Here is a 15,092-nt window from a genome sequence, read left to right as displayed (position 1 = left end):
CAGAGCGATGTCGATGGTGCCGCTCTCAGGGGCGTTCCAGTTCAGGGGTGCCTTCATGGTCGCGCACTGCCACCGGCCGTTGTTCGGCAGCGGTGCGGGGGCGCTGCCGCCGCCCTCCGACTGGGGTGGCACCGGACAGTCCTTCCAGGCCAGCATCTGCCCCAGCGGACCCCCTTGCGTGAGACCGGGGTCACGGGCGCAGCCGGTGATGAGCGCGGGCAGAAGGGTGGCGGTGGTCAGGGCCGTGGCGCGGATCCGGGGAGGCTTCGGCATGCCCCCAGCGTGTGGCTGTACGGGGCGGGACGCTCGGGACGCGAGCCCGTGCGGGTGAGTTCCGTTACCCGCCGGGCCGCCCAGGCCCCTTGCACTCCATTCGAACAGTAGTCGAACGCGGGTGCCGACTGATGTCCTTGGCTGAGCGCGCGCTAACCGCCGGCCTGGTCGACGAAGCTCTGCCATTGCAGGCCGAGGCGTACGACCATCTGGCGGAGACGGGCGACGTCTCCCGCGCCGAGGAAGGCCCCTCAACCGTCGCTCACCCGTCACGTTTCCTGCGCGCTGATAAAACCCACTCACCGACTGACTGGTCGACAACGCCGTCCGCAGAAGTGAACCGGCGTAGTCGATCCGGCCAACTCCGATTCCACGCACCCCCTTTGTAGCGCGTAGGCCCGCATACTCATTGGCGTCACAAATGGCACTCCAGGGAGGCAGAGCATGCTCCACACCACCCGCCGCAGAGCCCTCACCGCCCTCGGCGCCGCCCTTGTCGGCGCTGTCGCCGCCCCTGCCGCGTACGCGCAGGCGAGCGAGCGCGGCCGTGGCCCCCGTCCGCTGCGCCATGCCCACGCGCACAACGACTACGAGCACACCCGGCCCCTCTTCGACGCGCTGGACCACCGTTTCGGCAGCGTCGAGGCCGACATCTACCTCGTCGGCGGGCAGCTGCTCGTCGCCCACGATCCGGTGGACCTCGACCCCTCCCGCACCCTCGAATCGCTTTACCTCGAACCACTGGCGCAGCGCATCAAGGCCAACCACGGCTCCGTCTACCGCGGCTGGCGCGAACCCCTGCAGCTCCTCATCGACATCAAGACGGAGGGCTCGTCGACGTACCTCGAACTCGACCGCCACCTCCAGCGCTATCGGCACCTGTTCACCACGTACGCGCACGGCAAGGTGCGCCCCGCCGCCCTGACGGCCGTCATCTCGGGCGACCGTGCCGCCCGCGGCCCGATGGAGGCCCAGCAGGTTCGTCACGCCTTCTACGACGGGCGACTGCCCGACCTCGGCACGTCGACCCCGGCCACATTCACTTCGCTGATCAGCGACAACTGGACCCTGAACTTCACCTGGCAGGGCGACGGCCCGATGCCCGCCGCCGAGCGGGACAAGCTGCGCGGCATCGTCTCCGCCGCCCACGCGCGCGGACAGCAGGTTCGCTTCTGGGCCACGCCGGACCAGCCGGGCCCGGCCCGGGACGCGCTCTGGGGTGAACTGCTCGCCGCCGGTGTTGACTTCCTGAACACCGACGACCTGACCGGCCTCGAAGCGTTCCTCGACGCCCACGACAAGGCGTAAGCCCTCACGTCGTGTCGGGAGCCATCTCACCGCGGCGCTCCGACACCTCCGTATCCAGCCGAATCGGCTGGATACGGCTGGAGCCGGAGCGCTGACACCGCCGGACAGCCTGGCCATCGCCCTGCGCGACGAAGACGGGCAAGTCCTGGTCGGCAACACCGCACTCATGGCCGAGCTGTCATCGCTCGTACCGGACGAGTGCGATGCCCCCGAGCCTGCCATGTAATGGTTGTAGTGCTCTGCGCGATTACATCAGTCTGTCTTCATGCCTTCTTCGATACCCGGTGCCCGGGGACAACTGCGTCTGCGGCACGAGGTGACCACCGGTCGTACACAGCTGCCGTTCTCCTTCGGAAGGGATGCGCGGTGACCGGTCGCTTGGTCGCACCCGTGGGATCGCCCATCCTGGAGATGGCACGGTGCGCGGCTGAGTATCGCGCGCAGGGCCGCCGCATCGTCGACCTCACCCTCGGCGAGCCCGACTTCGCCCCGCCCGGACATGTGATCGCGGCGGGCCGGGAGGCAGCCGCCCGTGTGCTGGGACTCACGGGGTTGCCTCCTTCTACCGTCACCAAGGCACTGAACGGGGCGAGAGCCCTCCGAGAAAGCCTCTGCCGAATTCCTGCGGCACGTACCCTCGCGGTGCGTCGCGGATTTCCGACCCCCGCAGCCCCAGGAAACCCAGCACTGCCCGGAGGCTCCGGCATCATCGTCCGCGGTAATCCGTCGGATCACCATCCGGGTGCCTCCGGACGGCCTAGGTGGGCACGACGACTGTCCGACGGCGGTTTTCCGCGACCGCATTGTTTGGTTAGGGTGGCAAGCAGAGACTGATTCCGATGCCCTTGGCCAGGGTGAAGGACGGGCTGGGGAGTTCGGGGCCGCACAGACTGATGGCTCCCGCGCGGGCCACATCACGCACGACCGGGGGGCTCGTTGGTGGGACCACGGCAAACGACCGCAGGACGACCGGGCGCGGGGGGCGTGTGACCGGCCGACCGACGCCCGCGGTGCTGCCCCCATCGCTGCGCGCGTGGCTCGGGCTGATCGCGGCCCTCGCCACGCTGATGGTCGTCACACTCGGGGTCCTGTACGCCGGCCACAGCGGGCCCGGCAGGGTTGACGCGCGGATCCAGTCGGCGGTGGAGGGAGTGCGGCCACCGTGGCGGCACGTCGCTCAGGCCACCGACTTCCTGGGGGAGCCCGACGGAGCGGCGATGCTGGTCGTGGCCGTCGTGACGGGTTGCCTGCTGCTTCGGCGACCTCGCGCAGCGGTGCTCATCGTTGCCGGCGCGGGCCTGACCGTGGGGACGACGAGTCTGATCAAGCCGCTGGCGGGACGCACCATCCACGGCGCACACCTGTCCTACCCGAGCGGGCACACCGCCTTCCTCACCGCGCTCGCCCTCATGGTGGCGCTGGTCGTGGTCGGCCGCCTCAGCCTCGGCAGGACGGCCGGCACGTTGCTCGTGCTCGCCTCGGCGCTGGTTGCCGGCGCCGCCATGGGCTGGGCGCAGGTCGCTCTGGGAGCGCACTACCCGACCGACGCCCTCGGCGGCTGGTGCACCGCGCTGGCGGTGACACCGGCGACCGCGTGGCTGGTCGACTGGATGGCTGACGCCGGCCGGCAGGAGCGCCGCTGATGTCACGTCACGCCAAACGGCGGAACACGGGCTTCACCGGTCGCCCGGCCAGCCAGGGGGTGGGGTCACCGGCGTCCAGCGCCTTCCGGTACACCGCGCATGCCTCGGCCACTGTGTCGACGGTACGGTCGATGTCGGCGTCGTCGAGCGCGCTGCTCACCACGAACGACGGGGCCAGCACCCCGCCCGCGAGGAGCCGGCGCAGGAACAGGGTGCGGTACTCCTGCGAGGGCTGCCGGTTCTCGTCGAGAGTGGCGAAGACCAGGTTGCTGGCCCGGCCCCGGACGACGACGTGCTCGCCGACGCCCATGCTGGCCGCGGCGTCGCGGACACCGGCGGCCAACCGCTCGCCGAGGGCGTGCAGCCGCGCGGTGACGCCCTCCTCGACGTAGGTGGTGAGCACGGCCATCGCGGCGGCCAGCGAGTGAGTTTCCGCACCATGCGTGGTGGACAGCAGGAACACCCGGTCGCCGGAGTGACGCAGCCCGCCCCGCTCCATCAGATCGCGGCGCCCGGCCAGCGCGGAGACGGCGAACCCGTTGCCCAGCGCCTTGCCGAAGGTGGAGAGGTCGGGGACGACGCCGTACAGGCCCTGGGCGCCTGCCTCGGACCAGCGGAGGCCAGTGATCATCTCATCGAAGATCAGTACGCAGCCGTGCCGGTCGGCCAGCTCGCGCAGGCCGGCGAGGTACCCGGGTGGAGGCTCGGTGTGGGTGGCGGGTTCGAGGATCAGGCAGGCGACCTCGTCCTGGTACCGGCTGAGCAGTTCCTCCGTGGCGGCCAGGTCCCCGTACGGGAACGCCACGGTGAGCTCGGTGGTCGCCGCCGGGACACCGGCGGACATCGGCGTGGTGCCGATGAACCAGTCGTCGACGGAGTAGAACGGATGGTCGCCGCAGATGGCCACCCGCGGGCGCCCGGTGACGGCGCGGGCGAGGCGCACCGCGGCGGTGGTGACGTCGGAACCGTTCTTCGCGAACTTCACCATCTCCGCGGTCGGCACAGTGGCCAGGAAGCGTTCCGCGGCCTCGACCTCCAGGACGGACGGCCGGACGAAGTTGCTACCGCGGTCGAGTTCCCGCCGCGCCGCCTCGATCACGCGTGGGTGAGCGTGGCCGAGGCTGACCGACCGCAGGCCGGAGCCGTACTCGATGTAGCGATTGTCGTCGATGTCCCACACGTGTGCACCGCGGCCGTGGCTGATGACCGGGGCCAGGTTGTCAGGGTACTGGTCGTCACCCTTGGCGTAGGTGTGCGCGCCCCCGGGAATCAGGGCGTGCAGCCGCTCGTTCGCCAGCCGCGACCGGGGCAGGGAGAACTCCTCGGTCTCCTCGGTGTGTTCGGTGTCCACGCCGACCTCACTTCTCTCTTTGCTTCAGGACCTCGGCGAGGCTCGGCGCCTCCCGGTCGCGCTGGGACATCGATGTGACCGGCAGCGGCCAGGGAATGGCGAGCTCCGGGTCGTCGAAGGCGATCGTCACGTCCTCGGCCGGATCGTGCGGGCGGTCGATCCGGTACGAGGTGTCGGCGGTGTCGGTCAGCGCCTGGAAGCCGTGCGCGCATCCTGCCGGGATGTACAGGGTCGTCTGCGTCTCGCCGGACAGCTCGAAGAAGGCCCGGTTGCGGTACGTCGGCGAGTCCGTCCGCAGGTCCACGACGACGTCGAAGACCCTCCCGTACGAGCACCGCACCAGCTTGGCCTCGCCTGCACCGGAGCGCAGGTGCAGGCCGCGCAGCACGCCCCGGGCCGAACGGGACATGCTGTCCTGGACGAAGGCGGCCGGGTCGAGGCCCACCGAGCGGACCACGTCGGCGTCGAAGGTGCGACAGAAGAAGCCGCGCTCGTCGGCATACGGCGTCGGCTCGAACAGGTATGCGCCGGCGATCGTCGGGACTTCGGTCGCCTTCATGGAGCCTCCCGCAGGGCGTGGGCGCGGTCGGTCGCCGGGAACAGGGCCGTGGTCAAGGCGGTGAACTGGTGCTCGAGTTGCCGGGTGGCGGCCAGGTTCCGCTCGGTGAGGGTCTGCCGCAGTTCGGCCGATCGCTGCTCCAGCGTCCGGAACTGCTCCAGCAGCCGGTCGGCGTCGACCTCGCGGGCCGGGTGGCAGTACACGCCCAGGCCCATTTGAGCCATGAGCGCGTCGCTCTTCGACGAATAGCTGAGTGCGAGCGTCGGCGTACCGACCTTCAGCGCGCAGACCAGGTTGTGGTATCGGGTCGCCACCACGGTGTCGGCAGCCGCCATCTCCTTCATCAGGTCGGCCAGCGAGGCCGCCTCGGCAGCGGTGACCAGCGGTGAGTCCACCGCGTCGATGATCGCGGCGGCCACCGGCATGTCGAGCTCGTCCCCGGTGAGCAGACGGACCGGCCTGCCGTCCTCGACCAGCGCGCGGACGAACCGGGTCGTCCCGTCGAGGTAGCGCCGGTGGATTTCCTCGGCCCGGGCGCGGTCGTCGTTGCCGCCGTGGAAGTCCATCACACCGACACAGACCGTGCCCGGCGAGCCCGAGGGCGCGATGGGGGTACCTCCCTGCTCTTGGGGCCTCTCCCGGCCGAAGGGTGGGGGAGAAGCCGAGAGCTTGGGGGACGACGGCGTCGGCAGGGCGAACGTGAGGTCCGGATAGACCTCGTCGCTCGCGGTGTCCACGCCCATCGCCCGGATCGCGTCGCGGGACACGGCGCCCCGGAACGACCGGTACGTGGCCAGCCGCGCCGACCAGCGCACCAGGGCTCGGGTCGCCCGGTGGCCGACCTCGGAGGCGCCGACGCTGACCAGCGCGACCCGGGTGCGGAGCAGCCGGCCGCTCGCGCAGAGCAGGAACAGCGAGTACGGGAAACCCCAGGGCCGCAGCGGCAGCGTGGTCTCCAGGACACCCGTGCCCGGCACGATCACCACGTCGTGCCGACGCACCCAGGCGGCGGTGCGGACGACGTCGACGAGTTTGCCCAGGCACTTCCCCGCGATCGCGCCCGCACTCGACGCGGTCCGGTACTCCCCGCGGTACCAGTTCAGCCGCGTCGCGGGAATCCCGTACCGGGTCGCGACGACCTCGGGTCCGCCGCACAACGCGTCCACGACGGCTTCGGGGTGCTCAGCGCGCAGGTACCCGAGCATGGCCTCGAGCGACCCGTCGTTGCCGTAGTTACCGGCGCCGAGCAGGCCGAACACCCCGACGCGTACCGGAGTTCTGTTCGCGGACGTCATGCCTGCCTCCCCTCACGGCCGGCGACGAGGGCGTCGACGGAGACCGTGAGTCGGCCCGGGTCGACCGGGGCGCGGTCCTCGACCCGCTCGCCCGCGCCCGGCCGGGCCCGGCTGGCCATCCATGCGGCCAGGTGGCGGTAGCAGGCGCGCCGGTCGGCCGTGGACAACGGCGCCCGCCGGATCGCCGCAACAAAGCCCCAGACGTACTCGGCGAGCAGCCGCGGCGTCGGGTGCAGCAGCCCTGCCCGGCGCGGGTCCAGGTTGACGCACCGGGAGCGCTTGGAAGGGTTCGCCCGCTCGGCGCGGGTGGGGTGGTCACGGCGGAAGTACAAAAGCTCCGGCACTTGGTGGAAGGGCCCGTGCAGGCCGATCTCGGCGACGAACGTGCGGTCCGCGTGGTGGTAGCTGTCGTGCGGCTTCACCCGGCGCAGCACGTCGGCCCGCATCACTCCGTAGAAGTCGTCGCCGCCGGGCTCGAACAGCATGCTGCGGAAGCGCTCCGGCGCGTGCGGTGAGTCTGTGGCGAGACCGTACTCGTAGGGGACCTTCACCTGGCCGTCGCCGTCGATGACCGCTTGGCCGCTGTGCGCGAGGACGATGTCCGGCCGCTCGTCCAGCGCCTCGACGCAGCGCCGCAGCAGGTCCCGGGCGTAAAGGTCGTCGTGCGAGGCCCACTTGAACAGTTCGCCTTGGCACTCGGTGAACACATAGTTGTGGTTGGGTGCGGCGCCGATGTTCCGGGTCAGCCGTATGTACCGGATGCGTGAATCCTGCTCGGCGTACTTGCGGCAGATGTCGCGGGTCCCGTCGGTCGAGGCGTTGTCGGATATGACCAGCTCGAAATCCTCGTAGGTCTGGCCGAGCAGGGCGTCGAGTGCCTCGCCGAGGTACTCCTCGCCGTTGTACACGGGCAGGCCGATACTCAGCCGGGGATGGGGGGTCATGGCTTCCTCACTTCGCGGATGGTGTCAAGGGGTGCCGGATGGATCTCCGCGGCGTCGCAGCGCCCGGCACGCACTCTCGCCGCACCGGCCGAAAGCCCGAGTACGCCCAGTACGAGGTCTTCCGGCCGGCACGCCGAGAGCACGCACCGGACGCTGTTCCTTCCCCGCGGAGATCCATCAGGCACCCCCTCGGTGGCGCTCGCGCAGGGCGGACCGCAACTGCAGCCACCACACGGCCGAGGCGCAGATGTTCGCGGTGGCGGCGCCCCAGGAGGCGCCGACGGTGCCGGCCACGGCCGCCCCGCCGAGCCCGCCGCCGAGATAGCAGGCGGAGGCGAAGAGCTGGCAGCGCAGGCTGCGCCGGGCCGCGGCGAGCGCGCGCAAGCCGGCCGCCGCACCGATGCCGAGGCCGGCGCCCGCGACACCGAGCGAGGCCGGCAAGATGAGCTCCGAGGCAGGGCGCCAGACCTGGCCGAGCAGATGCTCACCGGCCCAGTCCGGCACCAGCAGCAGTGCCGCGCCCCAGAGCAGCGCGGTGGCGGCGAGACCGCAGCCCAGCAGGAGGCAGAACGTGCGCAGCCGGTGCGGGGCCTGCCGCAGCACCCGTGCCGCCTCCGGGACGGTGACCAGCGAGAGACCCATCAGCACAGCGAGGAACGGGCCCATCAGGAGCTCGGCGCCCCGGATCACACCCACCGCGCTGACCCCGACGATCGCGCCGATCCCGTACGCCCGTAGCTGGGACGAGCCGCTGAGGCTGACGTTCTCGACCAGGTACCGGTAGCCGAGGTCGCGCTGCTCGCGCATCCACCGGCGCGCCGCGGCCAGCCGGGGCCGGATGCGGGACTGGAGACAGCCGTACACCGCGGCCACTGCGGCGGCCCCGCCCCAGGCGAGTACGAAAGCGGCCACGCTGCCCGTACGGGCCGCCAGCACGAGGAGCGGGACGATCGTGACGCTCGCCAGGACGTCATTGACGACCGCCTTCCGCCCGGCGCCGGCGGCGAAGAAGGAGTACCGCCAGGCGTCCTGCAGCAGCAGCCCCGGCAGCACCACGCCGAGCGCGGCGAACGCGGATCCCACCCGGCCGCCGAGGCCCAGCCCGATCACCAGGCACGCCGCGCCGAGGGCACCGCCGACGCCGAGCGCCGTACCCGTCGCGCGGGCCGCCGCCGCGCGCCAGGACGCGGTGGGCACGCCGCTGAAGCGCACTACGAGCGGGTCGGTGGCCAGTCCGCGGGAGACGTTGAGGACCACGCCGTAGGTCACCCAGGCCAGGGTGAACACGCCGAACGCGACCGTCCCCAGCGAACGGGCCACATAAGCCCCCACCGCGAAGTTGTTCAGGCTGCACACCGCCTGGTCGACCAGGCCCCAGGACAGCCGGCCGGCCAGGGCCCGCCTGGCGGACGGCCGGGCATGCCGGGCCCCGGCCCCCGTCGTCCCCGGTGTCTGCCGCTCGGTGGCCATCGGCGTCACGCCTTGATCAGCCCGGCGCCCTCCAGGGCGCCGGCCGCGGCGGCGACGGTGTCGAACGGCAGCCCGGACCGCCCGGCGATGTCCAGCAGACTGTGCTCGCCGTCGGAGAGGCTGAGCACCCAGAGCATCGCCATCTGGGCCTGCTTCGCGTCGCTGCGGCCGCCGAGCGAGTCGTACAACCCGCGTCGACCCAGCTGCGGTTCGCCGTACGGGCTGAGGTTGACGTACCTCCGGTTCCGGTCCAGCACGGCGAACGCCTCGCGGCAGACGGCGAGGGTGTCCGCCATGGCCTCCGGGGAGACGAAGTCCAAGTCGTCCGCCGAGGTGTGGTATTCGGGGTAGCCGGCGTACGGGGTCCGGCTGAGCGAGCCCACGCCGAGGTCGAACCCGGGCGAGCAGAACTGCCGCTCGTCGTAGCCGTACGGGGCGAACTCGGCTATCCGGTGCGGGCGTTCGGAAACGGTCAGCACGTGCCGCAGCACCCGGTCGATCTCCGCGTCGCCGCGCCTGCTCTGCTTGTACGTCAGTCGGCCCGCATCGCCGGCGCACGCCAGCACGAGGCCGTGCTTGACCTGCTCGATCCGCTCAGCGTTGCGGGCCAGCCAGGTGATGGCCCCGATGGTGCCGGGCGCGAAGATGAACCGGTAGGTGTAGTACGGCGTCTCCTGAGCCAGCGCCCGGGCCAGGAACGTCGCCACCGCGATGCCGGCCAGGTTGTCGTTGGCCAGCGACGGGTGGCAGACGTGACAGGAGACGATCACCTCGTCGGGGACCTGCCCGGGGACCACGTGCTCGGCGTAGGTGAGGTGGCCATGGGTGAGTGTGGAGTCGATGCGCACCTCGTACTCGCCGTCCGGCAGCGCGTCCAGGGTCTCCTGCGCCAGGCAGAACCCCCATTCCGGCTTGTAGTAGCTGGTGCGGTACGGCACCCAGGTCGGGTGGTCCGGCAGGGTGTGCAGGTGTCCACGCAGCTCGGCCAGCGGCATGGTCGCCGACACCGGCACGCTGTAGCCGAGCACGTGCAGGCTGGACGCGGCGAAGTCGACGACCCGGTTGCCGGCGGTGTCGGCGATGTACGCGTCCCGGATGTTCCACTCCTGCGGCACCGTCCAGTCGAGCACCTGCGTGCCGGTCGGCACCTCGTGCACCTGCAACGGAACGTACTCGTCGACGATCTTCAGGGTGGCGCGCACACCGTCGCCGGTGATGCTCCGGCACAGCGGGTACAGCCGCTCCACCAGCGCGTGCATCTGCTCGCCGACCGTGGTCATCGGCGCCACCGCAGGGTGTCGTCGACGGCGCCGGCGTCGGACGCCGCGCGCAGCACGGCCAGCCGGGTGAAGCGTCGCTCGAAGTCCTCCCGGGTCAGCCCGTGTTTCCGGTAGGCGTCGGCGAGTTCGAGCGCGCCCTGCTTCACGGTCCACTCGCAGTCGAAGCCGGGCACCGCGGCGCGGAACCGGGAGAAGTCCACCCGGTACGACCGCGGATCGGCACCGGTCTCCCCGGTGATCACCACCTTGGAGCCGGACACCGCGGCGGCGACCTGCTCGGCGATCTCGGCGACCGTGACGTTGTTGACCTCGCTGCCGATGTTGAACGCCCGGTCGTGCACCGCTTCCCGCGGTGCGATCAGCGCGGCAGCGAAGGCCCGTGCGATGTCGGCGGCGTGCACCAGCGGGCGCCAGGGTGTGCCGTCGGAGAGCACCAGTACTTCGCCGGACAGGAGCGCGTGGCCCACCAGGTTGTTCAGCACGATGTCGGCGCGCAGCCGGGGTGAGTAGCCGAAGGCGGTGGCGTTGCGCATGAACACCGGGCTGAAGTCGCCGTCGGACAGCCCGTGCAGGTCGTCCTCCACCCGCACCTTGGACTCCGCGTACGGCGTCACCGGGCGCAGCGGGGCGTCCTCGTTCACCAGGCCGCTGCCGCCGGCGGCGCCGTAGACCGAGCAGGTCGACGCGTACAGGAAGCGCCGCACTCCGGCGTCGCGGGCCAGCCGGGCCAGCCGTACGGACGCGTGGTGGTTGATGTCGTAGGTGAGGTCCGGCGCCAGCGCTCCCAGCGGGTCGTTGGACAGCGCGGCCAGGTGGATCACGGCGTCCACCCCGGCCACGTGTTCGGCCGTGACGTCGCGCAGGTCCACCCGATGCCCCTGCGGATCCGCGGGCAGCGGGCCCAGCACGCAGTCGGCGAACAGGCCGGCGTCGAGGCCGACGACGTCGTGCCCGGCGGCGGCGAGGACCGGGGCCATCACGGTGCCCAGGTAGCCCTGATGTCCGGTCAGCAGAACGCGCAAGGTTCATTCCCCCAGGTCGAGAGTGAGTTTGGTGACGGCGAACGCCTCGGCGTAGCGCGCGTGGCTTTCGATGCCGCGGATCCGGGCCAGCCCGAGGAAGGCTTCCCGGTCGTACCAGGGCCGGTGCTGTTGCGAGGGGTAGTGCTCCTGCAGCAGCCGCACCTTCCGTTCGGCGATCTCCGGTGACAGCGGCTGGTATGCCGTCGGGCGGCCCAGATCGCCGTCCCACTTGACGATCTCGTAGCCGAGCACGAGGTGGTCGCGGAACGCGGTGGTGACCAGCTTCGCCAGGCCGCGGTGGTCCTGGTGTGCGTCATCGGTACGCGGGGCCAGCACGAGGTCCGGCTCGGTCCGCTCGCGCAGCTCCTCGACCGCGGCCTTGGCCTCCTCCCAGTGCGCGGGCACCCGGCCGTCCGGCAGCTTGAGCACGGTCAGCCGCAGGTCGGCGCCCGGGCAGAAGGCGGCGAGCGCGGCCTGCTCCTCCTGCTCCCGTTCGCTGCCACCGCCGGAGAGCACCAGCGCGTCGACACGGACGCCCGGCCGCGCGAGGCACATCGTCAGCAGTGTGCCGCCGGCGCCGATGGCGATGTCGTCGCAGTGCGCGCCCATCGCGACGATCCGGTCCAGGGGCCCGGCCCCGAGCCGGATCACGCCCTCGCTCCGGCGCCGTCCCTGCTGCCGGTCCTGCTCGCCCCGAAGCCGTCCCGTTCCCACACAGCCCACGGGCGGTCGCCCCGGGCGTAGGCGGCGTCGAGTGCGGCCCGCTCCTTCACGGTGTCGGTCGGCTTCCAGAAACCGCGGTGCTGGTGCGCCACCAGCCGTCCACGCTTGGCCAGTTGGGCGCATCCGTCGGCGACCAGGTCCCCGTTCTCCGGGATGTGGTCGAAGACCTCCTGGCGGAGCACGAAGTAGCCGCCGTTCTCCCACAGCGGCAGTTCACTCACCGCGGTGATGCCTCCTACCAGGCCGTCATCACCCAGATCCACACAGTGGAAAGAGGACTGCGGCGGCACCACCATCATCGAGGCACCGGCGTCCCGCCGGGCGAACCGGTCGATCATCTCCGGCAGCGGGGCGTCGGTGAGCACGTCGGCGTAGTTGGCGAGGAACATCTCGTCGCCGTCCAGGTGGTGCCGCACCCGGCGCAGCCGCTCCCCGATCGGTGACTCGATGCCGGTCTGCGCGAACGTGATCGTCCAGTCCGCGATGTCGGTGGACAGCAGCTCGGTCTGCCCCTTGCGCAGCACGAAGTCGTTGGACGTCGTCTCCTCGTAGTTGAGGAAGAAGTTCTTGATGTGGTGAGACCCGTATCCGAGACACAGGATGAACTCCGTGTGCCCGAAGTACGCGTAGTAGCGCATGACGTGCCAGATCAGCGGCCGCGGGCCGACCATCGCCATCGGCTTGGGCATGTCGTCGGAGGCTCCGTTGCGCATCCGCAGCCCATAGCCGCCGCAGAACAGTACGACCTTCATGGCTTGACCTCGACAATGCTCAGTTCCGGGATGGGAAAGACCAGCCGGCCGCCCCATGCGTGCACGAAGGACAGTTGCTCGACCAGCTCGGCCCGCAGATTCCACGGCAGGACGAGGACGTAGTCCGGTCTGTCGGCGGCTATCTGCTCGGGCGGCAGGATCGGGATGCGGGTGCCCGGGGTGAACCTGCCGTGCTTGTAGGGGTTGCGGTCGACGGTGTACGGGAGCAGGTCGGGCCGGATGCCGCAGTGGTTGAGCAGGGTGTTGCCCTTGCCCGGGGCGCCGTAGCCGACGACCGTCTCGCCCCGCTCGGCCGCCTCGATGAGGAACCGCAGGAGATCTCGGCGCACCTTGGCCACCCGAGCGGAGAACTCGGTGTACCCGGACAGCTCCTGCAGACCGGCGGCCTTCTCCCGGTCCAGCACTTCCGCCACACTCCGGGTCGGCTCGCCGGCCACCTCGGTCGGCCGGGCCCACAGCCGGATGGAGCCGCCGTGCGTGGGCAGCAACTCGACGTCCACGAGTGCGAGTCCGCCGCTCGCCAGCGCCCGGGCCGCGGACGCGACCGTGTAGTACTGGAAGTGCTCGTGGTAGATCGTGTCGTACTGGTTCTTCTCGATCAGGGTCAGCAGGTGCTGCACCTCGATGGAGACCCAGCCGTCGTCGGCGACCAGGGCGCGCAGGCCCCGGGTGAACCCGACCACGTCGGGGATGTGCGCGTACACGTTGTTGGCCACGACCAGGTCCGCCGGGCCGTGCTCGGCGCGGACGGCCGAGCCGGTGGCCGGGTCCAGGAACTCCGTGAGCGTGGGCACACCCGCGTCCCGCGCCGCGGCGCCGACGTTCACCGACGGCTCGATGCCGAGGCAGCGGATCCCGCGGTCCACCATGTGCTTCAGCAGGTACCCGTCGTTGCTCGCGACCTCGACCACGAAGGCGTCGGGGCCGAGAGCGAGGCGCTGTACGGCGTCGGCGACGAACGTGCGCGCGTGCTCCACCCAGGAGGTCGAGTAGGAGGAGAAGTACGCGTACTGCGTGAACGTCTCCTCCGGTGTGATCAGCGGAGGGATCTGCGCGAGCCAACAGTCGGTGCAGACCCGCAGGTGCAGCGGGTACGCCGGTTCCGGCTGGTCCAGTTGGTCCGCGGCGAGAAAGCTCTCGCACGGCGGGGTCGCCCCCAGGTCGACGACGCTTGTCAGCGCCGCCGAGCCGCAGAGTCGGCATCGTGTCATCTACTGCCCCCATCCCTGCTCGCGCGGGTGTCCCCACCGCGAGCCAGTGCTGACCGACCCGCGATCGCGGTGCGGTACTCCTCCACCAGGCGCTCCAGCCCGACGGCCGGGCTGAAGTCCTGTTCGTAACGGCGCCGGGCCGCCTGGCCCATCTCCCGGTTGCGGTCCGGTGCGGCCGTGATCCGGCGCATGCACTCCACGAGCGAGGCGCGATCGCCCGGCTCGTGGAGCAGCCCGGCCACCCCGTCCTCGACGAGTTCGACGAAGGCGCCGTGACCGGCGGCGACGGCCGGAACCCCCGCTGCCATCGCCTCCGCGACCACCAGGCCGAACGTCTCCGGGGAGATCGAGGGAGCCACCACGGCGACCGACCGCGCGATGGCCTGCTCGCACCGAGCCGGGTCGAGCAGGCCGACGTACCGCACGTCGTCCCGGCCCGCCGCCCAGGCGGTCACCTCCTGCTCCAGCGGCCCCGAGCCGGCGAGCACGAGCGGTACGCCCACACCGCCGTCCGCGGCGATCTCATCCCACGCGGCCATGAGCAGCCGCACGCCCTTGGCTTCCGCGAGCCGGCCGAGAAAGAGCAACTGCTCGCCGTCGCCCGCCCGGCGGGCAGCCGGGTCGGGTACGAAGTTGTGCTTCACCGCCAGCCGCTCGGACGGCATGCCGGACCGCACCAGGACGTCGCGCTGCGCCGCGGAGATGCAGAAGAATCGCTCCACGCCGGACCACCACCGCCGCCGGTTGACCGACAGGCTGACCGCGAGCGGCACCGTCGCCAGCCGGGAGCTCCGGTAGCAGCCGTGCCGGACGGCGGGCAACGGCGCCGCCGACCCGACGCACTCGGTGCACAGCCGTCCGTCCCGCTGCAGCGTGCCGGGCGGACAGACCTGGGTGTAGTTGTGCAGCGTGGCTACGGCGGGCACGTCGGCGTCGGCGCAGGCGGCCAGCACCGCGGGCGACAGGAGCGGGAAGACGTTGTGGACGTGCACCACGTCGGGCCGCTCGGTGCGCAGCCGGGCGGTGAGCTCCGCGCGGACCGCCGGATTCCACGGCACCAGCAGCGGTACCGCGGCCTTGCCCAGCAGGGACCGGGCGGCGATGTCGTCGCTGCGCCGCTCGAACACCTCGACCCGGTGGCCGGCCGCGCGCAACAGCGCCACCTCCTGGTCGACGACTCTGTTCTCCCCGCTCGGCTGCGCCGAGGAGTAGCGGTTGTGCACCACGAGGACGTGCATGC

At 71.3% G+C, this 15,092-nt stretch carries 13 protein-coding genes and 1 pseudogene; 2 read left to right on the top strand and 12 right to left on the bottom strand.

Going from position 1 to position 15,092, the window contains the following annotated elements; translation table 11 throughout:
- A pseudogene (locus ACWDEX_RS25210) lies at positions 1-273 on the bottom strand (alpha/beta hydrolase); the annotation flags it as partial.
- 444 nt (positions 274-717) lie between these two features.
- On the opposite strand from ACWDEX_RS25210, the gene ACWDEX_RS25205 reads away from it, so the two are divergent.
- Together ACWDEX_RS25205 and ACWDEX_RS25200 are read left to right on the top strand one after the other, a co-directional pair.
- Complete coding sequence (locus ACWDEX_RS25205) at positions 718-1,581, top strand: phosphatidylinositol-specific phospholipase C/glycerophosphodiester phosphodiesterase family protein (protein WP_450466213.1); 864 nt, start codon at positions 718-720, stop codon at positions 1,579-1,581.
- 986 nt (positions 1,582-2,567) lie between these two features.
- Entirely contained in the window at positions 2,568-3,224 is a 657-nt protein-coding gene (locus tag ACWDEX_RS25200) for a phosphatase PAP2 family protein (protein WP_450466212.1), read from the top strand.
- A gap of 7 nt (positions 3,225-3,231) precedes the next feature.
- Here ACWDEX_RS25200 and ACWDEX_RS25195 read toward each other — a convergent pair whose 3' ends face one another.
- The 11 genes from ACWDEX_RS25195 to ACWDEX_RS25145 form a co-directional block, all read right to left on the bottom strand.
- A complete protein-coding gene (locus tag ACWDEX_RS25195; RefSeq protein WP_450466210.1) occupies positions 3,232-4,575 on the bottom strand; it encodes a glutamate-1-semialdehyde 2,1-aminomutase in 1,344 nt (447 codons plus the stop codon).
- A gap of 7 nt (positions 4,576-4,582) precedes the next feature.
- A complete protein-coding gene (gene rfbC / locus ACWDEX_RS25190) occupies positions 4,583-5,134 on the bottom strand; it encodes a dTDP-4-dehydrorhamnose 3,5-epimerase (protein WP_450466208.1) in 552 nt (183 codons plus the stop codon).
- Positions 5,131-6,429, bottom strand: coding sequence for a polysaccharide pyruvyl transferase family protein (locus ACWDEX_RS25185; protein ID WP_450466207.1), 1,299 nt, complete (start codon positions 6,427-6,429; stop codon positions 5,131-5,133). Before ACWDEX_RS25185 ends, rfbC begins: the two co-directional genes overlap by 4 nt.
- A complete protein-coding gene (locus tag ACWDEX_RS25180; protein WP_450466206.1) occupies positions 6,426-7,373 on the bottom strand; it encodes a glycosyltransferase family 2 protein in 948 nt (315 codons plus the stop codon). The genes ACWDEX_RS25185 and ACWDEX_RS25180 overlap by 4 nt, the downstream gene beginning before the upstream one ends.
- A 177-nt stretch (positions 7,374-7,550) precedes the next feature.
- On the bottom strand, positions 7,551-8,843 hold the full coding sequence (locus ACWDEX_RS25175) for a hypothetical protein (RefSeq protein WP_450466205.1): 1,293 nt from the start codon (positions 8,841-8,843) through the stop codon (positions 7,551-7,553).
- Positions 8,844-8,848: 5 nt separating this feature from the next.
- Entirely contained in the window at positions 8,849-10,123 is a 1,275-nt protein-coding gene (locus tag ACWDEX_RS25170; protein WP_450466203.1) for a DUF4910 domain-containing protein, read from the bottom strand.
- Positions 10,120-11,145: an NAD-dependent epimerase/dehydratase family protein gene (locus ACWDEX_RS25165; protein WP_450466202.1), complete on the bottom strand. Its 1,026-nt coding sequence runs from the start codon at positions 11,143-11,145 to the stop codon at positions 10,120-10,122. Before ACWDEX_RS25165 ends, ACWDEX_RS25170 begins: the two co-directional genes overlap by 4 nt.
- 3 nt (positions 11,146-11,148) lie before the next feature.
- Entirely contained in the window at positions 11,149-11,796 is a 648-nt protein-coding gene (locus ACWDEX_RS25160) for a PIG-L deacetylase family protein (protein WP_450466201.1), read from the bottom strand.
- On the bottom strand, positions 11,793-12,620 hold the full coding sequence (locus ACWDEX_RS25155; RefSeq protein ID WP_450466200.1) for a glucose-1-phosphate cytidylyltransferase: 828 nt from the start codon (positions 12,618-12,620) through the stop codon (positions 11,793-11,795). The genes ACWDEX_RS25160 and ACWDEX_RS25155 overlap by 4 nt, the downstream gene beginning before the upstream one ends.
- Positions 12,617-13,852, bottom strand: coding sequence for a class I SAM-dependent methyltransferase (locus ACWDEX_RS25150; RefSeq protein WP_450466199.1), 1,236 nt, complete (start codon positions 13,850-13,852; stop codon positions 12,617-12,619). The genes ACWDEX_RS25155 and ACWDEX_RS25150 overlap by 4 nt, the downstream gene beginning before the upstream one ends.
- Positions 13,849-15,090 carry a glycosyltransferase gene (locus ACWDEX_RS25145; RefSeq protein WP_450466197.1) on the bottom strand — a complete coding sequence of 414 codons (1,242 nt, stop codon included), beginning with the start codon at positions 15,088-15,090 and terminating at the stop codon, positions 13,849-13,851. The genes ACWDEX_RS25150 and ACWDEX_RS25145 overlap by 4 nt, the downstream gene beginning before the upstream one ends.
- Between the last annotated feature and the right edge of the window lie 2 nt (positions 15,091-15,092).

It is taken from the genome of Streptomyces sp. NPDC001020 (assembly GCF_053599115.1).
This window is presented reverse-complemented; position numbering and strand designations above follow the sequence as displayed.